Source organism: Bradyrhizobium sp. HKCCYLRH2015, from assembly GCF_051168215.1.
Classification (GTDB): domain Bacteria; phylum Pseudomonadota; class Alphaproteobacteria; order Rhizobiales; family Xanthobacteraceae; genus Bradyrhizobium.
The window spans coordinates 258,488-280,000 of the sequence record NZ_JBNPUO010000005.1 but is presented as its reverse complement, the minus strand read 5'-3'; the positions used below and the strand labels follow the sequence as shown (position 1 = coordinate 280,000).

Sequence of the window (21,513 nt, the reverse complement as noted above, 5' to 3'; positions counted from 1 at the left end):
CCGGAAATCCAAAACCTCACGGCCTTGAATTCTCTCGGTCTCCCAATCGAACACCAAGACTCGAGGTCTTGGAGTTCCGGCTATCGAAGGTGGGTTTCCCCATTCGGAAATCCGCGGATCAAAGCTTCTTCGCAGCTCCCCACGGCTTATCGCAGCGTAGCACGTCCTTCATCGCCTCTCAGCGCCAAGGCATCCACCGAACACCCTTAAGGCACTTGATTGCTCTCATTATCAATGTCCACACACTCGGCAGAATGTTCACTGCTCTCACCTGCCCCGAAGGACCGGCGTTAGAGACAGCGAGGACACTGATTAGAAAGACCAGCTTGCTTCTTAAGATCGAACCGATCGCCGTGCGGTCAAGCGCAGCGAACAGAGTCATTTACAACAGGACACACGCTTCACAGCGTCATGCTTCGCAGCATGGAGTGTCTTGCGCCGAAATGACCCGGAGATAGTGAAGGCGTCGGTGCAAAGTCGAGGTGCGGACCGCTTGCGCGGTGGCCCTCATTGCACGACCCTACTCGGATCGATCTCCTCTTCACGATGTCAGATAACACGCAGTTGCCTGTAGTCCCGGTGAGGACCAGACAATGCGAAATGTTGTCTCGCGGACGAATGTTTGAACACTGCTCGATCGTGGCCATAGCCCGCCTACGCCCTGTCGGGCTTCGGCGCGACAGCCTTCGCGCATCTGCTGGCTTGCCGAGCCGAAGCAGGCGTAGCCTGCGAAGGCTGGTGGAGCCTGTCGGGATCGAACCGACGACCTCATGCTTGCAAAGCACGCGCTCTCCCAGCTGAGCTAAGGCCCCATACTCGGAAAGACGAATGCAGCAGCGCGATCGTCGAGACGATAACTAGCCGAAGCTCGCGTTGACCAGTCCGCCTTCGCCCAACTGGGCTACGGCGCGACAGCCTTCGCGCATCTTCTGGCTTGCCGAGCCGAAGCGCCGTGAGGCGCGAAGGCTGGTGGGCCTGGGAAGACTTGAACTTCCGACCTCACGCTTATCAAGCGCGCGCTCTAACCAACTGAGCTACAAGCCCTAACGCTTGAGAGGCTCGGATCAAGTCAACCACCCGGTGCCTTGCAGCGCCATGATGATGCACAGCGCCAAGCCCCAGGCAGCGTGTTCGTCCGCGAAGAAAGAGAAACGAAGACGGCGAAATCCCGCCAATGGAGCTCAAGCAAGATCTGGCGATCTCGATGGCCCCTGATGTTTCTAAAACAGCTCGATAGCTGACAGGTCCGAAGACCAGTCGATCCGAAGATCATGCTGAAGAGCCATCCTTAGAAAGGAGGTGATCCAGCCGCAGGTTCCCCTACGGCTACCTTGTTACGACTTCACCCCAGTCGCTGACCCTACCGTGGTCGGCTGCCTCCATTGCTGGTTAGCGCACCGCCTTCAGGTAAAGCCAACTCCCATGGTGTGACGGGCGGTGTGTACAAGGCCCGGGAACGTATTCACCGTGGCGTGCTGATCCACGATTACTAGCGATTCCAACTTCATGGGCTCGAGTTGCAGAGCCCAATCCGAACTGAGACGGCTTTTTGAGATTTGCGAAGGGTTGCCCCTTAGCTTCCCACTGTCACCGCCATTGTAGCACGTGTGTAGCCCAGCCCGTAAGGGCCATGAGGACTTGACGTCATCCCCACCTTCCTCGCGGCTTATCACCGGCAGTCTCCTTAGAGTGCTCAACTAAATGGTAGCAACTAAGGACGGGGGTTGCGCTCGTTGCGGGACTTAACCCAACATCTCACGACACGAGCTGACGACAGCCATGCAGCACCTGTGTTTCGGGCTCCGAAGAGAAGGTCACGTCTCTGCGACCGGTCCCAAACATGTCAAGGGCTGGTAAGGTTCTGCGCGTTGCGTCGAATTAAACCACATGCTCCACCGCTTGTGCGGGCCCCCGTCAATTCCTTTGAGTTTTAATCTTGCGACCGTACTCCCCAGGCGGAATGCTTAAAGCGTTAGCTGCGCCACTAGTGAGTAAACCCACTAACGGCTGGCATTCATCGTTTACGGCGTGGACTACCAGGGTATCTAATCCTGTTTGCTCCCCACGCTTTCGTGCCTCAGCGTCAGTATCGGGCCAGTGAGCCGCCTTCGCCACTGGTGTTCTTGCGAATATCTACGAATTTCACCTCTACACTCGCAGTTCCACTCACCTCTCCCGAACTCAAGATCTTCAGTATCAAAGGCAGTTCTGGAGTTGAGCTCCAGGATTTCACCCCTGACTTAAAGACCCGCCTACGCACCCTTTACGCCCAGTGATTCCGAGCAACGCTAGCCCCCTTCGTATTACCGCGGCTGCTGGCACGAAGTTAGCCGGGGCTTATTCTTGCGGTACCGTCATTATCTTCCCGCACAAAAGAGCTTTACAACCCTAGGGCCTTCATCACTCACGCGGCATGGCTGGATCAGGGTTGCCCCCATTGTCCAATATTCCCCACTGCTGCCTCCCGTAGGAGTTTGGGCCGTGTCTCAGTCCCAATGTGGCTGATCATCCTCTCAGACCAGCTACTGATCGTCGCCTTGGTGGGCCATTACCCCACCAACTAGCTAATCAGACGCGGGCCGATCTTTCGGCGATAAATCTTTCCCCGTAAGGGCTTATCCGGTATTAGCACAAGTTTCCCTGTGTTGTTCCGAACCAAAAGGTACGTTCCCACGCGTTACTCACCCGTCTGCCGCTGACGTATTGCTACGCCCGCTCGACTTGCATGTGTTAAGCCTGCCGCCAGCGTTCGCTCTGAGCCAGGATCAAACTCTCAAGTTGAACTTGAAGCTTTGAACCGGCTGATCACAACGTTTGACGAGGTCCCACCAATCGATCTCCACGCTTCACAGCGCGAAAACCATGGTGTTACCTTTGAAACATTGTCCGCCGAAGTCTTCTCGTCCGATCTCAGAACCAAAAGCCGAAGCTCTCAACCCCGAGACCCGCAAGGACTCCGCCGTCCACGTTTCTCTTTCTTCATCTTCACTTGTCAAACAGCCCGCACTTGTTAGTTCGCTTGAACTACTTAGTGCATCATCTTCGATCGTCTGTTTCGCCGAAGAAGTCCCGATGTCCGGGGCGCTTCACATAGCCGATTTTCAGAGACCGTCAAGAGCATTTCTTGAAGAAAAACTCAGGAGCCAGTCAGACGAAAAGCAACGTCGGTCCCGAAAGTCGGGTGCCTCAGTCATCAGTGATGTCCGGCTGGCGTGGTGGTGAGATAGTGCGATGCCGCATCCCGCGCAAGAACTTTTTGCGACGGCTGTGCAGAAATGTGGATAGCGCTGTCGCCCCCACGCTCGAACCCCTCACACGCGGTTTCCGTTCCATTTTGGAACGGTGGGCGCGCGCAGCGTCGGGAATTGCCCGCCTTCGGTTGCACCGGCGCACGATACGAGCGCGGCATGGGCATGCAGGACGACATCCTTCCGCCGGGCAAGGTTGGTCGAACAGACGCTGTCGAGATTGCGGGTGTCGATTTCGACGGTCGCGATCCCCTCCCCGCCTGCGACGATCGCAGCGCGGACGCGGAAACGCCAATGGTTCCGCACCGAACACGCCGCTGAGCCCGGGATCGAAATTCGCGGCGTCGCACCACATTCGCGAATGCGAACTGGCATTGCTCTCGCCACCGCGAACACCGAAGTGACGCCGGTGATACGGATCGGCGATATCCGCAAAGCCTGGCGGTGACGCGGCCGGGAATTGGCTCGCCGTCTCGGCCGGATTCGGTCAGCCCTGTTGCCGCAAGCTCCGGAAATACCACCAGCCCGGCGCTCTCGCCTTCGCGGCCGCAGCCAGATCAGCGATGCGCGCGACGACGCCGGACGGAGCCGGTCGAGAGCACCCCCAACGCGACACGTCGTCCGTCCCGCGTCCCCAAAAAACGCCCGTCGGCCGTGAAGCCGAGGGCGCCCTCGCCACCAACCAAACATGCTTCAATCCGCGCGGCCTTGGAAATGGTGTGATCGTGCTCGCGTCTCTGGACTGCCTTGCGCAACGCATGGTCGTTGCGGTCGCTCAGGACGTCGATCCTGTCGAGCGCGTCGCTGCAGCGATGTCTGCATCAATTCGAGTCCGCATGCCGCAAAAGCAGCCGCGGCATTGTTGCTCGGTCGACATTGCTGCTTGGTGACCTGCTGCGTGGTGACCTCCGCGGCGTCGCGCCACGTCGTCCGAGGCCGGCGCGAGACGGCGTCAACGCGACCGCGGCGGCGTGCTGCGTGCTGGGGCCGTCAGGAAGCGATCGAGCTCGACGATCGCTTCGGCCTCGCGGGCGCGCCGCAGCTGCCTGGCCTGTTCGATGCCCGGGGGCAGACGTTTCGCCCTGTCTCGCGCCTCGCGCGCCATCTCCAGCAACCGCTCACCCAGCGACATCGTCTGCTTGACACGCCGGCGCCGCTTCTTTTGACCTTCTACTTCCATGCGGGATTGCATCCAGTTTCATTGATGCGCATCGACAACTCTAGATCAGGCGATGCCGCGCGCATCAACATAGGTGAATCGGCCGTGACCAACGTCGTCCCGGACGGCAGACCAGCAGCGGCCGGCCGCGCCGGGAGCATCGACGGTAGCCGCGGTGCCGGCCCGCTCTCGGATCATTTGATATGCAGCGGCCCAGGTTTTCCGGCAGCTCTCTCAGGAACCAATCGAGCCGGTGTATGGTTCAAGGCATTCGACGAAAGGGGGTCTCATGAAGAACAAGCAATTTGCCGCCCTGCCCTTTCGTATCGAGGCCGCGCAGCTCAGCATCCTGCTGATCACCACCCGGCGCAAGCAGCGCTGGTCGGTGCCGAAGGGCTCGCCGATCCTTCGCAAGGATCCGCATCGGGTCGCGGCGATCGAGGCGTATGAAGAGGCAGGCTTGCGCGGCAAGATCGGCCGCCAGCCGCTCGGCCGTTTCAAGCACAGCAAGCGCAAGATCCCGTGCGAGGTCAAGCTCTACCCGCTGAAGGTGACCAAGCAGCACGGACGCTATCCCGAACGCGGGCAGCGGAAGCTGGCCTGGCTGCCCGCCGCGGAAGCCGCACGTCGCGTGCACCGGGCCAAGCTGCGGCGCCTCATCGAGAGCTTTGCCAGCGGGCACGCCAAGCAGCGTTGATCGAGCCGCTCGATCAATTGAGCGCTCCAGATCCGAGACCAACGCCGCCGCTCAGGATTGCGTGAACTTGATGGTCGACACCGGCCAGCGCCCGTCATGACCGCTGAGGGTGATGCGCAACCCATGCAGCTCGTCGAGATACACCTGCTCGACGGTTCCCGCCTTGCCGTCGCTCAAGGCCACGCATTTCCCGATCAGCTCGGTCTGGGCGTGCTCGAACTCGCACAGAATGGTGAAGGCTCGCGTCTTGACGGCAACCATGATTGAACGGTCTGAGGGCTGATGGGAGCCGCAACGCTGCGGAGACAGGCCGGCGCTGGCGGATAGATCGGCTCGTACCCATCCCAATTCAACCGCTCATCAAGTGATCGTGCACCGCGCAGACGACATGCACCACCGGTTCAGCGGCACTCGAAATTCGCCGCACCCTCGAGGCTGCCGCTGCCCTTGTAGGTCAGCACCTTCGGGAACGCGCAGAGATCGCGTGTGCGCCCGGGCCATGGCACATCGGGCGCGCGCCGCGCGGTGGCCCGGATCGCCTCGGGCGCCGCGGCCGTGCCCTCCACCCATCGGTCCAGCGCGCTCAGCAAGTCGAACTGATCGGTGGCGGGTCCGCCGCCGCAATGGTTCATGCCGGGAACCAGGAACAGCCGCGCAAAGCCGTCGGCATCAGGGCCGTATCTGGTCTTGAGCTGATCGACATAGTCGATCGTGTCGAGCGCCGAGAAGATCGGGTCGGCCGTGCCGTGATAGAACAGCATCTTGCCGCCCTTCGCCTTGAAGGCGTCGAGATCGGTCGAGATCGCGGCCTCATATTCCATGCCGGCGTCGAAGCCGCCGGCGCCCTTCATCACCTTCCGCGGATCGCGGTCGAGATCGAAATTGCGCACCCAGGCGACGAGATCCTCCGGCGTCTCCGGCGGGCTCATGAAATCATAGGCGACGCCGCCGGGAATGAGCGTGAGGTTGCGCGCATTGGGCGGACTCGCTTTGGGCGTACCGAGCTTCCAGGCGCGCCAGCCGGGCGCGGCAAGGCCGGGATCATACGGCCAGCGCGCATAGATCAATCCGCCCATGGAATTGCGGCTGCCGTCGAACATCAGCCTGACGGCCTTCAGCTTTGTAGCGGACAGGCATTGCGCGCTCTCGCCGTCCTTGCAGGCGAGCACGGCCGGATCGAAGCGGCAGGCCATGACATCCTGCACCATGCCGTCCTTGGCACCGTCGGCGCCGTCGCAAGAGCCGGTCACGGCATCGGCGACGAGCTTCAGGTCGTCGTCGGTCAGCGCGCTGCCCACATCGGCCTTGCCGTCAGGTCCCGGAGGCGCGATCGCCAGCAGCGCCTGCTCCTGCGCGATCACGTCGATGCCGGCCAACGGCACGCGATAGGCCGGGGCGCCGGCGATGACGCCGTCGAACAGCTCGGGGAAGCGCTGCGTCACCGCCATCGCCTGGCGGCCGCCGTTGGAGCAGCCAGCGAAGTAGGACCGGCGCGGTGCCTTGCCGTACAGCTTCTCGGCCGCGGCCTTCGCCGCCGCGGCCACCGGCGGGATCGAGCTGTAGCCCTTGTCCCGCCGCGCCTGCGGATCGAGGCCGAACAGATACGGCCCGAGCGGCCCCGGCTCCTCGAGATGGCCCGAGTCGGTCGAGGCGACGGCATAGCCGTTCGAGAGTCCGTTGGGCGGCGTCGCGCCGGTGAGCAGGCCGAGTGCCGGGCGCAGCACGCCGTCGACGCCGCCGCCGCCCTGAAAGACGAACTTGCCATTCCACGTCGCGGGCAATCGCAGCTCGTAGCCAACAGCATAGGGCTTGCCGTCGATGCCGGTACGCTCGTTGATCTTGCCCCGGATCAAGCAGTGATCCGGCGCGGGTGCGGTCGCGCCCGCAGGCGCGGGCGGCGCCAGTTGCACGCCGCCTGCAGCGACGAATTCCGCCGTGACGATGCGGCCGCTGCCGGAGAAGCCCTGCGCCAGCGCCGCACAGCTCGCCTTGAACTCCTCCGCGTGCGCGGCCGCCATGGCGGACGTCGTCAGCAAGACCGCGGTCAGCGCCGTCACACGGATCGTCATCACGGTCGTCCTCACGATCGTCCTCACAGTCGTCCCCACACCTGCGGGCCAAAGCCCGTCACGCATCGTCGTTGCTTCGCGGCGCGCTCGATCGCTTCCGACCATAGCCAAGCCTGCGCCCGCCGCAAGCGGCCGTGCGCAGGGGTGCGATTGAAAACGTCGGCCGAAGCGTGCCATCTGATGGGCGTCGAGGAAGCGCCGAGGGACATCATGGCTGCGGACATCAGGTTGAATGCGTTTGCGATGAACTGCGTGGGGCACCAGTCGCCCGGCCTGTGGCGGCATCCGCGCGACCGGTCCTCCGACTACAATCGCCTGCCCTATTGGCTCGACCTCGCCAAGACCTTGGAGCGCGGCCGCTTCGACGGACTGTTTCTCGCCGATGTGCTCGGCGTCTACGATGTCTATGGCGGCAACCCCGACGCGGCGCTCCGTCACGCCATCCAGGTGCCGGTGAACGATCCGATGATGCTGATCTCGGCCATGGCCGCCGTGACCGAGCATCTCGGCTTCGGCGTCACCTGCACGCTGTCCTATGAGCCGCCCTACCCGTTCGCGCGGCGGATGTCGACGCTCGATCATCTCACCGAAGGCCGCATCGGCTGGAACATCGTCACCGGCTATCTCGACAGTGCCGCGCGTGGCATGGGCAAGGACCGCCAGACCGCGCATGACGACCGCTACGATGTCGCCGACGAATACATGGAGGTCGTCTACAAATTGTGGGAAGGCAGCTGGGAGGACGACGCCGTCAAGCGCGACCGGGCCAGCGGCGTGTTCACCGATCCCACGAAGGTCCACCGCGTCAGCCATCACGGCGAGAACTACCAGCTCGACGCCATCCATCTCTGTGAGCCGTCGCCGCAGCGGACGCCGGTGCTGTATCAGGCCGGCACCTCGCCGCGCGGCCGCGTGTTCGCCGGCCGGCATGCCGAATGCGTGTTCATGTCCGGCCCGTCGGCCAAGATCATCGCGCCGCGCGTCGCCGCGATCCGCCAGGCCGCCGCCGACGCGGGTCGCGCGGGCAGCGACATCGTCATCTTCAGCATCGCCACCGTCGTGCTCGGCGAAACCGATGCGGCGGCCGAGGCGAAGTTCGCCGACTATCGCCGCTACATCGACCACGAGGCGTCGCTGACCCTGATGTCGGGCTGGACCGGCGTCGACTTCTCGACCTACGACCTCGACCAGCAGGTCCGCCACGTGCTCAACGATGCCGGCCGCAGCGCGATGGACAACGTCACGCGGGCCGATCCGGACCGGGTGTGGACCGTGCGCGAGGTTGCCGAGCATGTCGGCATCGGCGGCATCGGCCCGGTGTTCGTCGGCGGGCCTGCGAAGGTCGCCGATCTCATCGAGAGTTGGATCGAGCAGACCGGGGTCGACGGCCTCAACCTCGCCTTTGCGTTATCACCGGAGAGTTTTGCCGATGTCGCCGACATGCTGGTGCCGGAGCTGACCAGACGCGGCCGCTACAAGAAGGCCTACCAGCCGGGGACGCTGCGCGAAAAGCTGTTCGGCCGTGCCCGGCTCGCGGCCCCGCATCCCGCGGCAGGCTACCGGCCATAGCACAGCGGCATTGGACTGCTCACGCGGACAGCCGCTGCAGCAATTGCGAAACCGCTGCCGCGATCGGCTTGATGATCGGCACGGCGAATTGCGGCTGCAGCTGATCGGCCGCCTGCGCCAGCGGTCCGCCGCCGATGATCACGGCCTGCGCACCGTCCTCCGCGATGCAGGCGCGCGTGGCTGCGGCCAGAGCCGACGCAAGCCGCGCCGGGTCGGCGGCGAGCGCGGCCGGATCGCCCTCGGTCAGCCGCGTCCCGGTGAACTGCGCCGACAGCCCGAGTCTCTCTGCGAGACCCGCGATGCTCGCGACCAGCGCCGGGGTCACCGTGGCGACGCCGAAGCGCCGCCCGCCTTGCGCAGCCTCGCGCATCGACGCCTCGCCGATCCCGGCCACCGGCATCGGGCAGAGCCCGCGCAGCTCCGCGGCGCCGGGATCGCCGAACGCCGCAACGATGATGCCATCGCAAGCATCGCGATGCGCGCAGCCGATGTCGACCACCTCCGCAGCCGATGCCGCCAGCGCCTCGGCATCGACGATCATGGCCGGCGCCCGCATCGCGGTCGCGCCGACCACCTCTGCCCGGCCGGCGCAGCAGGCGGCCGCAATCGACACCATCATCGCGGTGGTCGCGGCCGAGCTGTTGGGATTGATCAGGAGGATACGAAGCATGCAGGTCGGTCGCTCACGATGAGGGGACTTCCTCGTGACCAATCGCCGGTGGAACGTCAACTCCCGATCCCCTCGTTTTTGAGGACGACAGGCATCGCCGTTCGTCGCGCGCCGCTCACCCAAGCCGCATCGACAGCTCGACATCGTCGCCGAACGGCACCGAGAGGTAGCCGTTGGCCGGCGAACGGATGTAGGCGAGATAATCCGGGCTGTCGTCGGCGTTGTCGGCCATGATGAACGCGCCCGCCCTGAGCCGGCTCTCGAGCAGCGCCAGGATATCGCCGTACAGCGGCTTGGCACCGTCGAGCAGCACCAGATCGATCGTCTCCGGAAGATCGGTGCTGAGCGTCCGCAGCGCGTCGCCTTCGCGGATCTCGACGAGATCGAGCAGACCGCCGGCGGCCAGATTGCCGCGCGCACGCGCGATCTTCGACGGCTCGAACTCGGTGGTGATCAGCCGGCCGCCGCCATTGTCGCGCAGCGCCGCGGCGAGGAACAGGGTCGAGATGCCGAACGAGGTGCCGAACTCGACGACGGTGCGGACCTCGAAGCTGCGCGCCAGCATGTAAAGCAGCACGCCGGTCTCGCGCGAGACAGGAAGCGGAAAGTCCTTCAGCTGCGTGTACAGCTCGACATGGCCGGACTTGCTGCGCATCAGCTGCTCGCCGCGTTCGGTCATGCCGGCAAACATCGGGCTCGTCTCCGGCCGCAGCAGCGTGGCCTCGGCGAGCAGGCGATCCAGCAGCGATGCCACTGGTTGGGTGGTGAGGGTGATCATGTTCGTTCTCCGTCCTCTGAGGTGGGTCGTTTGCGTCCAGGTCAAAATACGACTAATCATTCGCATTCGCTAATCGCATTCCGGACCACGCCATGGCCCCTGCTCGAAAAACCCAGATTTCCGCGAGAAAACAGCCGCAACAGGCACGCTCGGCCGACCTCGTCGCGGCCATTCTGCAGGCGGCTGTTCAGGTTTTGACCAAGGAAGGCGCGCAACGTTTCACCACGGCCCGTGTCGCCGAGAAGGCTGGCGTCAGCGTCGGCTCGCTCTATCAGTACTTCCCGAACAAGGCGGCGATCCTGTTCAGGCTGCAGAGCGACGAGTGGCAGCAGACGACGAAACTGCTGCACGGCATTCTGGAGGACACCCGCCGTCCGCCTCTGACGCGATTGCGCGCCCTCGTTCACGCGTTCCTGCAATCGGAGTGCGACGAGGCCGCCGTGCGCGGCGCACTCTACGACGCCGCCCCGCTCTATCGCGACGCGCCCGAGGCACGCCAGGCCAGGGCCAGTGGCCGCCGCGCCATGCTCGCCTTCATGCGCGAGGTGCTGCCTGGTGCCGGAGAGGCCGAGCGCGCGCGGGCCGCCGATCTGATCAAGACGACGCTCGGCCAGGTCGGCAAGCACTTCTCGGAGACACCGCGCAGCCGGGCCGAGATATCGGCCTATGCCGATGCGATGGCCGACATGTTCTGTGCGTACCTCTCCACCGCGAACAAGCCTCACAGGCGTAAGGCCGGGTAGTCCTAGAGCCGGCGTGTCTCCGGTCAAGCGGCCTCTCGGGGTGTTCCCGCCATGGGCGGGCTTGTCCCGCGCATCCACGCCTCTCCCACGCAAACTGGGAACCTCTGCACGGCCACGGGGCGCCGCGACGCTCCGTTGACTTGATGCCGTCGTATCCCAGATCGCCGCCGACTTGATGCAGCGCCGCAGGTCGGGGGTCCGCAGCCAACGACGGACCTCTCATCAGAGTCCGTGATTGTCGGTTAAGGGCGAATTCCGGACACGATGAGGCGTCCAATCAAGTCGCGAATTGACCCATTGAAGACGTCGCATGGTTCGGTAAATGTGAGGCTCGGAGATATCTCACGACCAACGGAGTGAGAATGAATTTCGTTGCCGTCACTGCTGAATACGGGATCGTCATCCGTCGGCGCGCCTTGACCGAAAGGGGCGTATCGTATCAGGCCGTACTTAATGCCCTTGAGACGGATAAGCCGCACGGTGCTGATGAGGAGCTACTCTCTTTTGGTCCAAGCTTCGGTCCAGAGGCACTCGCAACTCTGACGCGGAGGCTCATCGATCTGGGCCTCGTCTATTTCGATGACTTCTTCGAAGTTCGCCAGCGACGTCCCGCTGTGGTGCAAGTTTGCCGTGGCGTTTGTGGCGACTAAGTCAACGTGAAACCAGCGCACTGGATGTCTGCTGTTAGTCCGTCGCGGATCTCACGGTCGGTGGTCGTGAAGTCCGCATTCTGGTTTCAACCGGAAGTAAGCCGCCGGAGGGCCGGAGGTCGCTTTGACCCAGAGCGGACCTATGATGGGACTGTTCCCAGTTCACCGCCGGGCGTGATCAGTCAGCTTTTCTCAGCGTGAGATTCTGGCTTTGAATGGCTCTGATACGGCTGATGTTCAATGTATCCTTAAGGTCGACGCAATCAATATACGCTACTGGCCGTCCCCCGACCTTCGCTTGGCAACGGCCGGCGCCAAGGACAACGTTCAATGTACTTACTCATTGTCTGTCTAATCATTATAATCGTTAGTGCCCAGATATCATCTCGTTGGGCCTGGAACCTGTTCCGGGACTATGAGCTGGCGAGCCCATCCAAGCGGCTCGCCGCGCGGCGGCGCGCGGTTTTGCCAGTACTCTGCGTGGGAGGTGTGGGGCTTCTTGTCGTCCTGCTACTTCGTGTTTCAGGGCCAGAACTTGGAGCAGCCTTAGTGAATGCTCTGATGGTGGTGGTTTCCATTTTTTTCGGCCTGTTTATTGGCATCATTGGTGCCGTCGGCGCGCACCGTAATTAACAAGCACTACAATGGCCGGCACTTCCGCTTCTGTGAAGGGTTTCGGACGCCGGCCGCATGATTGACGGCGCGGCACATTCGGGCGGCCGGCGTGCCCTACCGCGCGAGCGGTTTAATCCATTGGCCCATCTCCGACCTTCCGGTCTACGCCTGGGATGTCCGCGACGCGCTGAATGCGGACGCCGCCGACTCGATCGCAGAGGTCTGCCTTAGTCACGGGCTGTCCTCCCGAACGTGCCCGCTCCGCGGCTCCTGCCCCCCATGGCTGCTGGCTTACTGCACCGCGCAAGTATGCGGGCTTCGGCCAAATCCGCTCATGAGCCCCCGCGCTTCATTTCGGCCGGCAGATGCAAGGCAGTTCGATCGGACATGCCCGCCCAGACCTCTGCGGAGAGTCGCTAAGACGTCATGGCCGGGCCGAGGCCCTGCCATGACGTCGCGGCAGAGGGGCACAAGCTGATTGTGATATGCCGAAGCCCCAGGGCTTGCGTGACGAGCCGATGGCTTCTCCTCGCGCGTGCGCGACGAAGTGGAATTCGCCCGCATTCTCAGGCTGATTTGCCCTGTCCAGTCCCGCGACGAAAAATATTCTTGTTTCTTTTTTTCGGAATTCATGGTTGTATCACCCCATCCCGCCCGATCGAGAGGGGCGCTTCGCGAACGTCACGAAACGTTGGTGTGGGATGCGATGGCCGGTTCTCGTCGCAGCGTGCGTCAAGCGCGCGGACGAACGAGGGGAGCCGGACGGCGAAATCGCGTGGTCCTGATACTCCGACGCTAGTATCAAGTTCGCGAAGATGCTTGCGTGTCTCGCGGATGACGGTGGCCAGAAAGCCCGGCGCACCGGGGAGATCGCGTATAAGCCGTAAGCCCATTGCGCAGGGAAGGCCGGATGTCCGGCTGATCCTGTGGTAACCGCCGCGTGCTTCCTTTTTGCACGCGGGCCATGGGTGTCAGTCGACGCCCGGCCTTCCCTGTGCCCTCTCATCGAAAGAGGGACAAACGGCAGACACATCTCGGACGCCATGCGCGCCGCGAGGATGCGAGCGGCTATCCACCGGGTCTCTCACGCGCCAAGAAAACAAACTTCTCGCGACGCGGCCACATGAAGAACTTTCCTCTCCATCCGAACCGATCTGCAAAATTGCGCAACACTCCCGATCCTGCGAATGATCCGGGACAAGTGCACGCCATCGCCTGTTTGGGAGATTTCCGAATGACCCCGTCCTTCAGCGGACTGCGCCGCGCGCGATCCTCGCATCTCGCCCGCCGCGGCGTCCTGGTGATGGCGCTCGCCCTGCTCGGCGCGCTCGCCACGCCGCGAGCGGACGCCGCCGAGACGCTGCGCATCGGCTATCAGAAGTCCTCGACCCTGATTGCTCTCCTCAAGAGCAATGGCGAGCTGGAGAAGGTGCTGGCGCCGCTCGGCATCAAGGTGTCCTGGCACGAATTCTCCAGCGGCCTGCCGCTGCTGGAAGCGATCAACATCGGCAGCATCGATTTCGGCGCCGATGTTGCCGACACCGTCCCGGTGTTTGCGCAGGCCGCGGGCGCGAAGCTCGCCTATGTCGCGGAGGAAGCCGCCTCGCCGTCGGCGCAGGCGATCCTCGTGGCGACGGCATCGCCGACCAGGACGCTGGCCGACCTGAAAGGCAAGAAGATCGCGGTGACCAAGGGCGCGGGGAGCCACTATTTGCTGCTGTCGGCGCTCGCCAAGGCTGGTCTGACCTTCAAGGACATCACCCCGGCCTATCTGCCACCCGCCGACGGCCGCACCGCTTTCGTCAGCAACAATGTGGATGCCTGGGTGGCGTGGGATCCGTTCCTGACCAGCACCATCCGCCAGTCCGGGGCGCGCGTGCTCGCCGACGGTAGCGACGGGCTTGCCAGCTACAAGCGCTATTATCTCGCCGCCGCCGACTATGCCGCGGGGCATGGCGACGCGCTCGACGTCATCTACGGCAAGCTGGTCGAGACCGGCAAATGGGTGAAGGCCAATCCGGCCGCCGCGGCCGGCCAGCTCGCGGCGCTCTGGGGCATCGATGCCGCCACCGTCGAGGAGGCCAACAGCCACCGCTCCTACCAGGTCGGCGCGGTCACCGCGGCCGGCCTCTCGGAGCAGCAGAAGATCGCGGACGCTTTCCTTGCCGAGCGCGTGCTGCCGGTCAAGGTGGACACATCTGCGTTGGCGATCTGGACTCCCAAGGCGCCGTGAGCCACACAGGGGCCGAGGATTGTGCTCCGCAGCGAGGCGCGGCACGAGGCCCGACGACGGGCCTGAACGAAGGAGACCACCGTGACTGCCCATCGTCCCCCGCCGACCGATCGCATCACCGAGCATCCGGCGCATCGCATCTTCGTCGATCGCTGGTCGCCGCGCGGCTTCAGCGACGAGGCGCTGCCCGAAACGGAGCTCCTGACCTTCATCGAGGCGGCGCGCTGGGCCCCCTCCTCCTACAACTCGCAGCCCTGGCGCTTCCTCTACGCGCTGCGCGGCTCGGCCGAGTTCGACACCTTCCTGGCGCCGCTGGTCGAGTTCAATCGCGGCTGGGCGCAGCATGCCGCGGCGATCGTCTACGTGCTGTCGAAGAAGACCTTCATCCCGGCGGGCAAGACCGAGCCGGCACCGACGCGGACGCATTCCTTCGATGCCGGCGCGGCCTGGGCCAATTTCGCCAACCAAGCGGCGGTGTCCGGCTGGGTCACGCACGGCATGAGCGGGTTCGACGTCGCCGCCGCGCAGACGGCGCTCGGCGTCCCCGACGGTTTCGCCGTGGAGATCGCGATCGCGGTCGGCCGCAAGGGCGATGGCGACAAGCTGCCGGCCATGCTCAAGGAGCGCGAGAAGCCGAGCGCACGCCTGTCCATCGCCGAGATCGCCTCGGCTGGCCTTTTCCCGCAGCGCTTCGCCGGCTGATCGATGCGTCAGGGGCGGCGTGCCGCGCCGCCCCTGACGGACGGCGAAATCTGTGGCAGAAGACGCGTTCTGCTTGAGGAGAGTTGATCCGCATGCCGCCGCCGAAACCGCCCGCCTTCGAGACCCTGAGCCTGCACGCGGGCCAGCACCCGGATCCCGCAACCGGCGCCCGCGCAGTGCCGATCTACCAGACCACGTCCTACGTGTTCGACGACACCGAGCACGCCGCGGCGCTGTTCAATCTCGAGCGCGCCGGCCACATCTATACCCGCATCTCCAACCCGACCACGGCCGTGCTCGAGGAGCGGCTTGCCGCGCTCGAGGGCGGCGTCGGCGCCGTCTGCACCGCGAGCGGCCAGGCGGCGCTGCATCTCGCCATTGCCACGCTCTTGAATGCGGGCGATCACATCGTCGCCTCCTCCTCGCTCTATGGCGGCACCATCAATCTGCTCGCCCACACGCTGCCGCGCTTCGGCATCACCACGAGCTTCGTCAAGCCCAGGGATCACGACGGTTTCCGCGCCGCGATCAAGCCGAACACGCGGCTGCTGATCGGCGAGACATTGGGCAACCCCGGCCTCGAGGTACTGGACATTCCCAAGGTCTCGGCGATCGCGCACGCGTCCGGCGTGCCGCTCCTGATCGACAACACCTTCGCGACGCCCTTTCTCAGCCAGCCGATCACCCAAGGCGCCGACATCGTGATGCACTCCGCCACCAAATGGCTCGGCGGCCATGGCATCGCGATCGGCGGCGCGATCATCGATGGCGGCCGGTTCGACTGGCGCGCCTCGGCCAAGTTCCCGCAGCTCACCGAGCCCTATGCCGGCTATCACGGCATCGTCTTCGACGAGCAGTTCGGCGCAGCCGCCTTCATCATGCGCGCGCGCACCGAGGGCCTGCGCGATTTCGGCGCCTGCCTGTCGCCGACCAACGCGTTCCACCTGCTTCAGGGCGTCGAGACCTTGCATCTGCGCATGGAGCGGCATGTTGCCAACACCGCCGCGGTGCTGGCGGCGCTGACGGCCAACAAGGCCGTCGACTGGGTGCTGCATCCCTCGCTCGAAACGCATCCGGACCATGCGCTCGCCAAGGCGCTGTTGCCGCGCGGCGCCGGCTCGATCATCTCGTTCGGCATCAAGGGCGGACGTCCCGCAGGACGCAAGTTCATCGAGAGCCTGAAGCTGATCAGCCATCTCGCCAATGTCGGCGACGCCAAGACGCTGGTGATCCATCCCGCCTCGACCACGCATCAGCAGATGGACGCAGCCCAGCTCGCCGCGGCAGGGATCGGCGAGGAGCTGATCCGGCTCTCCGTCGGCATCGAGGCGGCCGGCGACATCATCGACGATCTCGGACAGGCGCTGCGCGCCTCGCAGAAGGTGTGAGCCATGCAGCTGTCGATCGGAGATCATGAGGTCTTCGCCGCCACGGGCGGCCGCGAGTTCGATTCGTCCTTGCCCGCCGTCGTCTTCATCCATGGCGCCGGCTTCGATCATTCGGTCTGGGCGCTGCACAGCCGCTGGTTCGCCCATCACGGCTTTGCCGTGCTGGCGCCCGACCTGCCGGGCCACGGCCGCTCGGCCGGCCCGGCGCTGCCGACCATTGCTGCGATGGCCGACTGGATCGTCGCGCTCTTGCAGGCGGTGCACGCCAAGCCTGCGCACCTGATCGGCCACTCGATGGGCTCGCTGATCGCGCTCGATGCCGCGGCCCGCCATCCCGATCGCGTGTCGGCGCTGAGCCTGATCGGCACCGCGGCCACGATGACAGTCGGGCCTGACCTCCTGAACGCCGCCGAAGCCAATGATCACGCCGCCATCGACATGGTCTCGATCTGGGGCCTCGGTTTTGCCGCCGAGCTCGGCGGCAGCCGCGCGCCGGGGCTGTGGATGCATGGCGGCGCGCAGGCGACCCTGGAGCGCTGCGCGCCAGGCGTGCTGTTCAACGATCTCTCCGCCTGCAACGCCTATCAGGATGCGCTCGCGGCGGCGGCCAAGATCAAGGTGCCGGCGCGGCTGATCCTCGGCGAGAAGGACATGATGACGCCGCTGAAAGCCGGCAAGGCGCTGGCGGCTGCGATCGCGCAATCGCGCACCATCGTGCTGCCCGGTGCGGGGCATACGATGATGACAGAATGTCCGGATGCGCTGCTCGATGCGCTGATCGCGTAGCTTGCGGTCACGGTTCCCCTCTGGGATGCGACCTCGTGCCGCCGACATGCTCCGTCGCGGCGCGGAACGGAGGACGGCGGCGAGCCGTTGCCCTCCGCATAACGAACAGAAAGGAGCACGCAGATGGATCTGCGCAAACTTTTCACGGTCGCCACCATCGGAACGATGACGCTCGCGACCGCATCGCCGCTCGCCGCCGCGCCGTTGCTTCCGAACCATCCGGCGCCGGCCGCCGCCACGCAGAACGCGACCGAGCTGCAGCAGGTGCAGTATCGCCACTGGCGCGGCGGCTACGGTCATCACCACGGCTATTACGGCCATCGCTATGGCGGGCACGGCTACGGTGCGGGTGCCGCGGCCCTGGGCGGTCTGGCGGCCGGCGCGATCATCGGTGGCGCGATCGCCAACAGCCGCGCCGAGGCCGCCAATGCCCAGGCCTATTGCGCCCAGCGCTTCCGGTCCTACGACCCGGGCTCCGGCACCTATCTCGGCAATGACGGCCTGCGCCATTCCTGCCCGTAACGACACCCAGGTCGATGCCGGTCTCCGGCATCGACCGCCACCTGGACCAATGGCGCGCGACAAAACGTCCGTCGCGACGACTGCAACGAAGATCGTCTCTTCCGGTTGAGCATGACCCAGAATCAACGGGAGACAACAGGATGGTCACCTTCAAAGCCGCCGCGACGCTCGCCATCGCCGGCGCACTTTCTCTGTCCACGCTGCACTCGGTCTCGGCTGCGCCGCTGACGTCGCTGTCAGCAGCCGCCAAACCGGGCGCCGAAAGCGCGCATGCCGTCCAGGTCCGCTACGGCGGCTGGCATGGCGGCTGGGGCGGCGGCGCCGCGATCGGCGCGGGGCTGCTGGCGGGGGCCGTGATCGGATCAGCGATCGCCGCCCCCTCCTATTATGGCGGTTACGCGCCCTATCCCTATTACGGCGGGTATCGCTACGCCGCCTACCCCTATGGCTATGGCGGCTACTACCCGGCCTACCGCCCCTATTACGGCGGCTATGGCTACAGCTACGCTCCCCGCCCGGTCTATCGCAGCTACGGCTATTCCTATGGCCCGCGGCCGTGGCGGCACAGCTACGGCTATTACCGCGGTCCGGGTTGGGGTCATCATCATGGCTGGCACGGCGGCCGTCATTTCGGACACCGCCACGGCCATGGCGTGATCCGCACCCATCATCGCTGGTGACGTGAGTTCGCCGGTGCGTGGGGCTCGCCCGACGCACCGGCACGTCAATGCGCAACCTCCGCCGCGCGGATGACGGACTCGTCATGATCGCGCCACGGCAAATGCTGCCAACGCCTCATTGCGCCGAGCGCCATCACCCACCAGATCTGCTAGAGACCCATGACCGTGGCGACGAAGGCGCAGACGACTCCGGCGCGGAATTCCTCGGCAGCTCGACGTCCGGATCATCCTCTTCCCGCAGATGGAGCTGCTGAGCTTTCGCGTTTTCCTTGATCCGCCCATGCCCATCCCGCCGACCGCAATCGGTGCCGCTGTCTCAGCGCAGGTAACTGGCGAGGTTCAGGCTCTGGATCTTGGAGATGGCGGTATAGCTCGCCGTGAGCTGGGCCTGATATGTCGAGAGCTGGGCGGTGACCGCAGCGACGTCTACGCTGGTCAGGTCGGTCGCCAAGCTCTCGGCATAGCTCTTGTAATCGGTCTGCTGCGACTTCTCGCTCTCGATCCGGGACGCCGCATCGGAGAGCTTGGCCTGCACCGTCGCGACGTCGTCCACCGCCTGATCGGCAAGCGTCAATGCGGAGGTGACGTCGGTTCCGGAGAGGGTCGAGCTGTTGGCGACGAACTTCAGGACCCGCATGACCTCCTCGAACGCCGGGTTGTCGGCGGTGACGCCATAGGTGACCGACTGCCCATCGGAAACCCGGACCGAGGCCAGCTCGCCGTCGCCCCGATAGTAGCTGCTATCCGTCGTTGTCAGAGATCCCGTGCCGGAGGCGAAGCTCGACGTGTCGACCGCCGCCGTCGCGGTTCGTCCGCCGCCGAACAGATACTGCCCGTCATACTGGGTGTTCAGGATGCCCGCCATCTGCTGCAGCAACTGCTGCGCGCTGCTGATCGCGGACGTGGTTCCCGTGCTGCTGCCGGAGCTCGCAGCGCTCAGCGCCGTGCGCAGCTGACTGACGATGTCCGACACCTGTCCCACAGCGGAATACATCACCTGCACCTTGCTGTCGGCCAGGGTCGCGGCATCGATATAGGACTGCGCCCGCGTGACCGACACCTGCAGATTGACGACGTGCTGGGTGTCGGCGCCATAACCGGCGAGATACTCGGTCTTCAGCCCCGAGGCCTCCTGCACCTGGAGGTTGGCCATGGTCGCCTGCGTCCGCAGCGCGCTCGCGATCATCTGGTCGGAGTTCGAGAATGTCGCAATCCGCATCGTCATGATAGGCGCTCCGGACTAGGTCGACTGCACGGCAGTGAGCAACGACGAGAACATGCTGTTGATCACGGAGATCAGCTGAGAGGCGGCAGCGTATTTGTTCTGCAGCGAGCTCAGCCGCGCCGTCTCCTCGTCGAGGTTGACGCCCGACTGCGAGGACAGCGAGCTCGCATAGCTCGACTGGGCCGTCGATTTCGTGGTGTACGCCGTCGCGGCCTGCGACGCCTTGCTGGCCACATTGGCGACGATCGCCGCGGCATAGTCGGCAAACGAACCGCTCGTTGCGCTCAGGCCGCCGGCCGAGGCGAAGCTGGTCGAGCCGGTCAGCTTGTCGATGAGCGCATTGATGACCGTCGCCGAGCCGGCCGTCAGCACCTGGCTGCCGGTCGTCAGGGTCGCGGAGCCGTCGAGCGTGCCGGTCGGAAGACCGGCAGCGCCGCTCAGGATGCTACTGTTGACGGCAAAATTGGCCGCGCTCGTGCCGGTGACGAGGTCATTCATGCCGAAATAGCCGGCGAAGCCGCTGCCGCCGATCGCGCTGGTCATGTCGTTGATCGCGATGCCGTTCGACGACGACGTGGCGCTGATCGACAGGTGCCCGCTGGAATCGATCGAGGCGGAGACGCCGGAGATGCCGTTGAGCGCCGTGACCAGATCGCCCACCGTCGCATAGGACGACAGGTCGAGATCCTGATACGAAACGAGATTGCCGCTCTGGTCAGCCACGGCGATGCGGACCGTTCCGGATGCCGCCAGGGCCGTCGTGCTGCTGACGCTCGCCGATCCGGTCAGGGTAGTCGGAGGTGGAACGGCCGACGCGCCATCGGTGATCGAATTCAGCGCCGATTTCAGCTGCGAGGCCAGTTGATCGAGCTGGGTCTGCGCGGCCGGCAGGGTTTCGTCCCGCAACGTGACCAGCGAGCCGATCTTGCCCGACGTGATCTGGGACGTGACGTCGACGCCGTCGACCGTGATGCCGCTGAAGTCGCCGGACGCATAGCTCGACGCCGCCGAGACATTCGCCGAGGCCGTATAGCTCAGTGTGTGCGCCGAGCTGTCGACCAGAGCCCGCCCCGACGAGGTATAGACCTGAAGATCGCCGTTCGACGCCGTGTAGTAGCTGACGTTCATGTAGGACGACAGGTCCTGCAGCGCCGCGTTGCGCTCGTCCTCGAGATCCGCGGTCGATTGGCCGGACGCCGCCATCTTCCGGATCTCGACGTTGAGATCGGCGACCTGCTGCAGGTCGTCGTTGACGCTCTGGACCGACGACGCGATGTCCTTGTCGGCATTGGCGCGCAGCGTCTGCACGCCGCTCGACGTGCTGCGCAGCTGGCTGGCGAAATCGTCCAGCGCGCTGACCACGGCCGATTGCAGCGACACGCTGCTGGGCGAGCTCGCCAGCGACGACAAGGCGGACTCCAGCGAGGCCAGCGAGTTTGCCAGCGACGTTCCCGTCGTCGAGGTGCCGGACGTGGACGCGCTGCCGAACAACTGCTGGAGTTGCGTCAGGTAATTGTTCGTGGTGTCGGCCGCGCCAAGCTCGGAGTTGGCTCCGATCAGGGATTTCAGCAGCAGCTTGTCGACATTGCTCGAAATGCCGGTAATGGAAACGCCGGTTCCAACTCCCCCGGTCACGTTCGTGACCTGGTTGGCCGTCTTCTGCGTATACCCCTTCGTGTCGGCGTTCGAGATGTTCGACGACGCCACGCTGATCTGCAGCTCCGTGGCCGAGATGCCGCTGAAGGCGACCAACCGTGCTATGTCGAGCGACATTGCCCT

At 64.6% G+C, this 21,513-nt stretch carries 19 protein-coding genes, 2 tRNA genes and 2 rRNA genes (1 of these 23 running past the window's edge); 12 read left to right on the top strand and 11 right to left on the bottom strand.

The features are described 5' to 3' along the window. The 4 genes from ACQR1H_RS15315 to ACQR1H_RS15300 all read right to left on the bottom strand — a co-directional run. Positions 1 to 221 (bottom strand): 23S ribosomal RNA (locus tag ACQR1H_RS15315); it reaches 2,625 nt to the left of the window's first position. A gap of 515 nt (positions 222 to 736) precedes the next feature. Then, positions 737 to 812: transfer RNA gene (locus ACQR1H_RS15310), tRNA-Ala, on the bottom strand. 155 nt (positions 813 to 967) lie between these two features. After that, positions 968 to 1,044 (bottom strand) — tRNA-Ile (locus ACQR1H_RS15305). A 248-nt stretch (positions 1,045 to 1,292) separates the two neighbouring features. Next, positions 1,293 to 2,781 (bottom strand): 16S ribosomal RNA (locus tag ACQR1H_RS15300). Together the 16S and 23S rRNA genes with 2 tRNA genes alongside form the textbook arrangement of a ribosomal RNA operon. 626 nt (positions 2,782 to 3,407) lie before the next feature. Here ACQR1H_RS15300 and ACQR1H_RS15295 point away from each other — a divergent pair. Then, positions 3,408 to 3,569, top strand: a complete 162-nt coding sequence (locus ACQR1H_RS15295) for a hypothetical protein (protein WP_434907784.1) — start codon at positions 3,408 to 3,410, stop codon at positions 3,567 to 3,569. A gap of 242 nt (positions 3,570 to 3,811) precedes the next feature. Continuing rightward, the gene (locus tag ACQR1H_RS15290) at positions 3,812 to 4,138 is read left to right on the top strand and encodes a hypothetical protein (protein ID WP_434907783.1); all 327 of its coding nucleotides are present in this window, start codon (positions 3,812 to 3,814) and stop codon (positions 4,136 to 4,138) included. A gap of 62 nt (positions 4,139 to 4,200) precedes the next feature. Here the strand turns inward: ACQR1H_RS15290 and ACQR1H_RS15285 are convergent, their stop codons facing one another. Continuing rightward, positions 4,201 to 4,428, bottom strand: a complete 228-nt coding sequence (locus ACQR1H_RS15285; RefSeq protein WP_434840428.1) for a hypothetical protein — start codon at positions 4,426 to 4,428, stop codon at positions 4,201 to 4,203. Positions 4,429 to 4,696: 268 nt separating this feature from the next. Here ACQR1H_RS15285 and ACQR1H_RS15280 point away from each other — a divergent pair, with 268 nt between their 5' ends. Beyond that, positions 4,697 to 5,104, top strand: a complete 408-nt coding sequence (locus ACQR1H_RS15280; RefSeq protein WP_434907782.1) for an NUDIX hydrolase — start codon at positions 4,697 to 4,699, stop codon at positions 5,102 to 5,104. Positions 5,105 to 5,155: 51 nt separating this feature from the next. Here the strand turns inward: ACQR1H_RS15280 and ACQR1H_RS15275 are convergent, their stop codons facing one another. Together ACQR1H_RS15275 and ACQR1H_RS15270 are read right to left on the bottom strand one after the other, a co-directional pair. Beyond that, complete coding sequence (locus ACQR1H_RS15275) at positions 5,156 to 5,365, bottom strand: PRC-barrel domain containing protein (RefSeq protein WP_315805163.1); 210 nt, start codon at positions 5,363 to 5,365, stop codon at positions 5,156 to 5,158. Positions 5,366 to 5,505: 140 nt separating this feature from the next. Next, a complete protein-coding gene (locus ACQR1H_RS15270) occupies positions 5,506 to 7,173 on the bottom strand; it encodes a tannase/feruloyl esterase family alpha/beta hydrolase (RefSeq protein ID WP_434907781.1) in 1,668 nt (555 codons plus the stop codon). Between the two features lie 210 nt (positions 7,174 to 7,383). Here ACQR1H_RS15270 and ACQR1H_RS15265 point away from each other — a divergent pair, with 210 nt between their 5' ends. Then, the gene (locus ACQR1H_RS15265) at positions 7,384 to 8,742 is read left to right on the top strand and encodes an LLM class flavin-dependent oxidoreductase (protein WP_434907780.1); all 1,359 of its coding nucleotides are present in this window, start codon (positions 7,384 to 7,386) and stop codon (positions 8,740 to 8,742) included. Positions 8,743 to 8,761: 19 nt separating this feature from the next. On the opposite strand, the gene ACQR1H_RS15260 is transcribed toward ACQR1H_RS15265, so the two are convergent. Together ACQR1H_RS15260 and ACQR1H_RS15255 are read right to left on the bottom strand one after the other, a co-directional pair. Further along, positions 8,762 to 9,412: an aspartate/glutamate racemase family protein gene (locus ACQR1H_RS15260; protein WP_434907779.1), complete on the bottom strand. Its 651-nt coding sequence runs from the start codon at positions 9,410 to 9,412 to the stop codon at positions 8,762 to 8,764. A 115-nt stretch (positions 9,413 to 9,527) separates the two neighbouring features. Next, positions 9,528 to 10,190 (bottom strand): O-methyltransferase, encoded by a 663-nt coding sequence (locus tag ACQR1H_RS15255; protein ID WP_434882704.1) that lies wholly within the window; start codon positions 10,188 to 10,190, stop codon positions 9,528 to 9,530. A 92-nt stretch (positions 10,191 to 10,282) separates the two neighbouring features. On the opposite strand from ACQR1H_RS15255, the gene ACQR1H_RS15250 reads away from it, so the two are divergent. From ACQR1H_RS15250 to ACQR1H_RS15215, 8 genes are all read left to right on the top strand, one after another. Next, complete coding sequence (locus ACQR1H_RS15250; protein ID WP_434907778.1) at positions 10,283 to 10,933, top strand: TetR family transcriptional regulator; 651 nt, start codon at positions 10,283 to 10,285, stop codon at positions 10,931 to 10,933. Positions 10,934 to 11,295: 362 nt separating this feature from the next. Then, positions 11,296 to 11,583, top strand: a complete 288-nt coding sequence (locus tag ACQR1H_RS15245) for a hypothetical protein (RefSeq protein ID WP_434891285.1) — start codon at positions 11,296 to 11,298, stop codon at positions 11,581 to 11,583. Positions 11,584 to 13,432: 1,849 nt separating this feature from the next. Next, positions 13,433 to 14,431, top strand: coding sequence for an aliphatic sulfonate ABC transporter substrate-binding protein (locus ACQR1H_RS15240; RefSeq protein WP_434907777.1), 999 nt, complete (start codon positions 13,433 to 13,435; stop codon positions 14,429 to 14,431). Positions 14,432 to 14,512: 81 nt separating this feature from the next. After that, positions 14,513 to 15,133 (top strand): nitroreductase family protein, encoded by a 621-nt coding sequence (locus tag ACQR1H_RS15235; protein ID WP_434900256.1) that lies wholly within the window; start codon positions 14,513 to 14,515, stop codon positions 15,131 to 15,133. A gap of 92 nt (positions 15,134 to 15,225) precedes the next feature. After that, positions 15,226 to 16,521, top strand: a complete 1,296-nt coding sequence (locus tag ACQR1H_RS15230) for an O-acetylhomoserine aminocarboxypropyltransferase (protein WP_315805156.1) — start codon at positions 15,226 to 15,228, stop codon at positions 16,519 to 16,521. 3 nt (positions 16,522 to 16,524) lie between these two features. Continuing rightward, the gene (locus tag ACQR1H_RS15225; protein WP_434882702.1) at positions 16,525 to 17,307 is read left to right on the top strand and encodes an alpha/beta fold hydrolase; all 783 of its coding nucleotides are present in this window, start codon (positions 16,525 to 16,527) and stop codon (positions 17,305 to 17,307) included. A gap of 123 nt (positions 17,308 to 17,430) precedes the next feature. Next, entirely contained in the window at positions 17,431 to 17,829 is a 399-nt protein-coding gene (locus ACQR1H_RS15220; RefSeq protein WP_434872405.1) for a BA14K family protein, read from the top strand. A gap of 140 nt (positions 17,830 to 17,969) precedes the next feature. Then, on the top strand, positions 17,970 to 18,509 hold the full coding sequence (locus tag ACQR1H_RS15215) for a hypothetical protein (RefSeq protein WP_316182788.1): 540 nt from the start codon (positions 17,970 to 17,972) through the stop codon (positions 18,507 to 18,509). A gap of 316 nt (positions 18,510 to 18,825) precedes the next feature. Here ACQR1H_RS15215 and ACQR1H_RS15210 read toward each other — a convergent pair whose 3' ends face one another. Further along, complete coding sequence (locus tag ACQR1H_RS15210; protein ID WP_434907776.1) at positions 18,826 to 19,734, bottom strand: flagellin; 909 nt, start codon at positions 19,732 to 19,734, stop codon at positions 18,826 to 18,828. A gap of 15 nt (positions 19,735 to 19,749) precedes the next feature. Continuing rightward, a complete protein-coding gene (flgK, locus tag ACQR1H_RS15205) occupies positions 19,750 to 21,507 on the bottom strand; it encodes a flagellar hook-associated protein FlgK (RefSeq protein WP_434907775.1) in 1,758 nt (585 codons plus the stop codon). Positions 21,508 to 21,513: the final 6 nt, after the last annotated feature.